The organism is Longimicrobium sp., assembly GCF_036387355.1.
Classification (GTDB): Bacteria; Gemmatimonadota; Gemmatimonadetes; order Longimicrobiales; family Longimicrobiaceae; genus Longimicrobium.
In genome coordinates this window covers 1-4,455 of the sequence record NZ_DASVTX010000576.1, presented here as the reverse complement: position 1 = coordinate 4,455, position 4,455 = coordinate 1, and the positions used below count along the sequence as shown (strand labels likewise).

Here is a 4,455-nt window from a genome sequence, read left to right as displayed (position 1 = left end):
GCCTCTACCAACGCGCTGCACGACGACCACGGCTTTGCCGGCGCAGAGGCGCGGCGGCTGCACCTGGCGCACCTCGTCGTGCGTGTGGAAGCGCGGCGCGCGACCGCTCCGCAGAGGGTCCTCGCGACGGTCTGCCGCCTGTGGGACTACGTAGAGGGGAACGCAGCCGCGTGGCCGTGGGCCCCATACGCGATGCCGGGAGCCACGGTAGCGCCGCGTCTGGCCGCGCTGTCTCTGAACGAGATCGTCACCGAACTCGCGCTGCTGCTGGCGGAGCACCCCGAACTCGAGGCTGGCGCGCTTGACCTTCTGGCCCGCGAGCAGACCGCCCGCGACCGCACCGTCCCGTATCCATATTTGTACGCGCGTGCCTGGCTTACCCTACGCCAGCGGCTGGCCGCCGGTGAGCCCCACGCGGCGATCCACGCGGCGGGCCGCTTTCTGGGTGTGGTGGATGGGCCGCGGCCGCTTCTGTGGTACTCCGCGCTCCGCGACACCGTACGCTTCTGCCGCGCGCTTTCCGGCACCCCCGCACGCGCGGCAGAAATCCTTGCCGCCAGCGTACCGCTCGACCCCGCGCTTCCGAGCTGCCTTCGCATCGCCAATCAACCGGTCCGCATCGGCGGCCGACCCATCGATCCCTGACCTTGTCAGCCGCCGCGCGGCCAGCTTTGCGCGCTCCGCGACGGGAGCACGCGCACGATACGTGGGTGGAGCAGCGCCGTGGGCCCGCGGTGGTGTGCTCCGCCACGCTGGCGGATGCGAAATCCGCCTCTTTACCCCCATGGAGATCCCATGAAGAAGATGAAGCTCGCGCTGGACGACCTCACAGTGGACTCGTTCTCCATCGAGGCCGCGACCGGCCGCAGGGGGACGGTCCGCGGCAACCTGGTGGACACGACGGGCGACGACTACTCGTACGGCGCCGGGTGCACGCAGTACTGCGAAACCGATGGCGGAGGCCGGGGCCTCACCTGCGACATCCGCTGCTACCCGTCGTCCAAGTGCAACTGGGGCACCCAGTTCAACGCCGTTACCTGCCAGGGCTACGACCCTTGCTCGCCCACGGTCGCCCTGAGCTGCGACGATCCCTCGTGCTCGCCGGATCTGTGCTGACCGGTCGCAGCGGCCGCGCGTGAAGGAAAGCGGCCGGTCCCCTCGCCGGGGCCGGCCGTGAACAAGCGGCCCTGGACGCGCCATGCGTTCAGGGCCGCCTCGTCCGTCGCTCTGACCCGCAGGTCGAGAGGCGTTCCCGATCCGCGCGACGCCCGGTGCAGCACGCGCGTATCGAGGGTGTCCGGTTTGACAATCCCCTCGGCACGGGCGGATAATGGTCAGATTCAGCCACGCGCCGCATCGCCCGGGGAACCATGTCCGAAACGCTCGCCGCTCCCTCCGCCATCTCCGCCGCGCCGGTCCCGCCAGCCGCGCATCGCGCCGCCGCCGCGGGCCGCCTGCAGTCGCTGGACGTGTTTCGCGGCATCACGGTGGCGGGAATGCTCCTCGTCAACAATCCGGGGACGTGGAGCGCCATCTATCCGCCGCTGGAGCATGCGGAGTGGCACGGATGGACGCCCACGGACCTCATCTTTCCCTTCTTTCTGTTCATCGTCGGCGTGGCGATGTCGTTTTCGCTCGTGCCGGCCATGCAGCGGGGGGCGCCGCGCGGCACGCTGATGCGCAAGGCGGCGGTGCGCGGGCTCAAGCTGTTCGGGCTGGGGCTGCTGCTGGCGTCGTTTCCCTGGTACAACCTGGACCTGGGCCACCTGCGCATTCCCGGCGTGCTGCAGCGCATCGGCGTGGCGTTCGTGGCGGCGGCGGCGCTGGTGCTGTTTCTGAAGCCGCGGGCGCAGGCGTGGGCCGCGGCGGCGCTGCTGCTGGTGTACTGGGCGGCCATGCGGCTCATCCCGGTGCCGGGCTACGGCGCGGGCAACCTGAGCAAGGACGGCAACTTCGCCGCGTTCATCGACCGCGCGGTCATCGGCACGGACCACATGTGGGCCTCGGCCAAGACGTGGGATCCGGAAGGGCTCTTCAGCACCCTTCCCGCCATCGCCACGGTCATGCTGGGGGTGTTCGCTGGCCGCTGGCTGCGCTCCAACCGGCCGGACGCGGAAAAGACGACGGGGATGTTCATCGCCGGAAACGTGGCGATGGTGGCGGGACTGGTGTGGCACGCCGTGTTCCCCATCAACAAGAACCTGTGGACCAGCTCGTACGTGGTCTTTACGGCGGGGATGGCGCTGAACTTTCTGGCGATGTGCTACTGGGTGGTGGACGTGCGCGGGCAGAGCCGGTGGGCGCGGCCGTTCCTGGTGTTCGGGATGAACGCCATCGCCGCGTTCTTTCTTTCCGGGCTGATGGCGCGCGTGCTGAACCTGGTCAAGATCCCGGCCGCGCCCGCGCCGGTCTCGCTCAAGACGTGGATCTTTGACCACGCATTCGCGTCGTGGCTGTCGCCCGTGAACGCCTCGCTGGCCTTTGCGCTCTGCTTCGTCCTGTTCTGGACGGGCGTCATGGAGATCCTCTACCGGCGCCGGATCTTCTTCAAGGTGTGATGGCGGGCGGGACGATGAACGCGCGGGGCGGCCGGGGGTGGGCCGCCCCGCGCGTTTGGGGTCAGCAGCGGGCGCAGGTCAGCTCGCAGGTGAGGCAGACGCCGTTGCCCGTGTCCACCGGCTCCGTGGCGGCCGGCTCGGAAGCCAGGTACGCCGCGCCGAGAACGGGCGCGGCCGGGCAGATCTGGTAGCTGCAGATGTCGCGGCACGACTCGCCGGTACACGGCGGCCCCGCCGTATCTTCCGTGGGGACGGTGATCATCATGTGGCCGTGCGCCGTGCCGCGCGGGTCGGCCGCGTCCGCCGTGGCGAACGAATCCACGGTGAGGTCTTCCAGGCGAAGGGTGAGCTTGGTCATGGGGCGTGCTCCTGGGTGGGTGAGGGAGGGAAACTGTTCGCGCCACGATATGCGCTTTCGAAGGAGCGCGCAACGGCGGTGAGGCGAGTTGCGTGCGGATGGCGCCGCGTCTATCCTCACGTCCCGCGGCGGAGGTCCGCCCGCACTCCCGATGCATCCGTCCATGACCGAAACTGAATTCCGCTCCGCCGATCCGTTCCGCGCCCGCCGCGAGCGGTTTCTGGACGCCATCGGCGAGGGCGTCGCCGTGCTGGCCGCCGCGCCCGAGCTGATCAAGTCGCGCGACACGGACGTGCGCTACCGCCAGAACAGCGACTTCTATTACCTGACCGGCTTTCTGGAGCCGGGCGCCGTCGCCGTCCTTACCCCCCACGACCCTGAGCACCGCTTTACCCTCTTCGTGCGCCCGCGCGACCCCGAGCGGGAGACGTGGACGGGTGCGCGCGCCGGGGTGGAGGGCGCGGTGGAGCGGTTCGGCGCGGACCAGGCGTATCCCATCGCGGATCTTGGCGAGCACCTGAAGGGCCTGATCGAGCCGGCGGACGCGCTCTGGTATGCGCTCTCGGCGGACGGGAACGAGATGGATGCGCGGATGATCCGCCTGGTGACGGGATTTCGCGGGACCCGCCACCGCACGGGCAAGGGCCCGTTCGACATCCGCGACCCCGCCGCCGTGCTGGACCGCATGCGCGTGATCAAGGAGCCGGGCGAGCTGGAGCGCATCCGCGAGGCGGCGGCGCTCAGCGCGCGCGGGCACCTGGCCGTCATGCGCGCGGGGCAGGCGGGCGTGGGGGAGTGGGAGCTGGAAGCGCTGCTGGACGGGATGTTCCGCGCCGCCGCGCCGGACTCCGGCACCGCGTACCCCAGCATCGTGGGGTCGGGGGCGAACGCGACCGTGCTGCACTACGTCACCAACGACCGGCGCATCGGCGAAGGCGAGCTGGTGCTGGTAGACGCCGGGGCGGACGCCGGCTTCTACTGCGGCGACATCACCCGCGTGTTTCCCGCCAGCGGCCGCTTCAGCGAGGCGCAGCGGAAGATCTACGACATCGTGCACGCCGCGCTGGACGCGGGGATCGCCGCGGCGCGTCCCGGCGAGCCGGTTTCCGGCATTCACGAAGCCGCGCGCGCCGTGCTGGTACAGGGAATGATCGACCTGGGGCTGCTGGAAGGAACGGTGGAGGACGCGATCGACTCCGAGGCGTTCAAGCGCTTCTTCATGCATAACACCGCGCACTACCTGGGTCTGGACGTGCACGACGCCGGCCCGTACCGCGAGCGCGACGGTACGCCGGTGCCGCTGCAGCCCGGGATGGTGCTCACCGTGGAGCCCGGCCTGTATATTCCCGCGGACGCGGACGACGTGGCGGAGGAACTGCGCGGCATCGGCATTCGGCTGGAGGACAACGTGATCATCACCGCGGACGGCTGCGAGGTGATCACGCGCGGCGTGCCGGTCGCGGCGGAGGAGGTGCAGGCGGTGTGCGTGGAGGGCAGGGAATAGGGAGTAGGGAATAGGGAATAGGGAATAGGGAATAG

Annotated in this window: 5 protein-coding genes; 4 read left to right on the top strand and 1 reads right to left on the bottom strand. The window is 70.0% G+C overall.

Annotated elements, in window-relative coordinates; translation table 11 throughout:
- The 3 genes from VF665_RS25130 to VF665_RS25120 all read left to right on the top strand — a co-directional run.
- Positions 1-645, top strand: a 645-nt coding sequence (locus VF665_RS25130) for a hypothetical protein (RefSeq protein ID WP_331056245.1), incomplete at its 5' end; no start/stop codon positions are given.
- A 150-nt stretch (positions 646-795) separates the two neighbouring features.
- Positions 796-1,116: a hypothetical protein gene (locus tag VF665_RS25125; RefSeq protein ID WP_331056244.1), complete on the top strand. Its 321-nt coding sequence runs from the start codon at positions 796-798 to the stop codon at positions 1,114-1,116.
- Between the two features lie 254 nt (positions 1,117-1,370).
- On the top strand, positions 1,371-2,558 hold the full coding sequence (locus VF665_RS25120) for a DUF5009 domain-containing protein (protein ID WP_331056243.1): 1,188 nt from the start codon (positions 1,371-1,373) through the stop codon (positions 2,556-2,558).
- 61 nt (positions 2,559-2,619) lie between these two features.
- On the opposite strand, the gene VF665_RS25115 is transcribed toward VF665_RS25120, so the two are convergent.
- Positions 2,620-2,916, bottom strand: coding sequence for a hypothetical protein (locus VF665_RS25115; RefSeq protein WP_331056242.1), 297 nt, complete (start codon positions 2,914-2,916; stop codon positions 2,620-2,622).
- Between the two features lie 163 nt (positions 2,917-3,079).
- Between VF665_RS25115 and VF665_RS25110 the strand changes: the two genes are divergently transcribed.
- Positions 3,080-4,420, top strand: coding sequence for an aminopeptidase P N-terminal domain-containing protein (locus VF665_RS25110; protein WP_331056241.1), 1,341 nt, complete (start codon positions 3,080-3,082; stop codon positions 4,418-4,420).
- Positions 4,421-4,455 lie beyond the last annotated feature (35 nt).

Bases quoted from the DNA above. Each gene is read 5' to 3' on its own strand.
- VF665_RS25125 (WP_331056244.1), top strand. From the start codon at position 796: ATGAAGAAGATGAAGCTCGCGCTGGACGACCTCACAGTGGACTCGTTC.
- VF665_RS25120 (WP_331056243.1), top strand. From the start codon at position 1,371: ATGTCCGAAACGCTCGCCGCTCCCTCCGCCATCTCCGCCGCGCCGGTC.
- VF665_RS25115 (WP_331056242.1), bottom strand. From the start codon at position 2,916: ATGACCAAGCTCACCCTTCGCCTGGAAGACCTCACCGTGGATTCGTTC.
- VF665_RS25110 (WP_331056241.1), top strand. From the start codon at position 3,080: ATGACCGAAACTGAATTCCGCTCCGCCGATCCGTTCCGCGCCCGCCGC.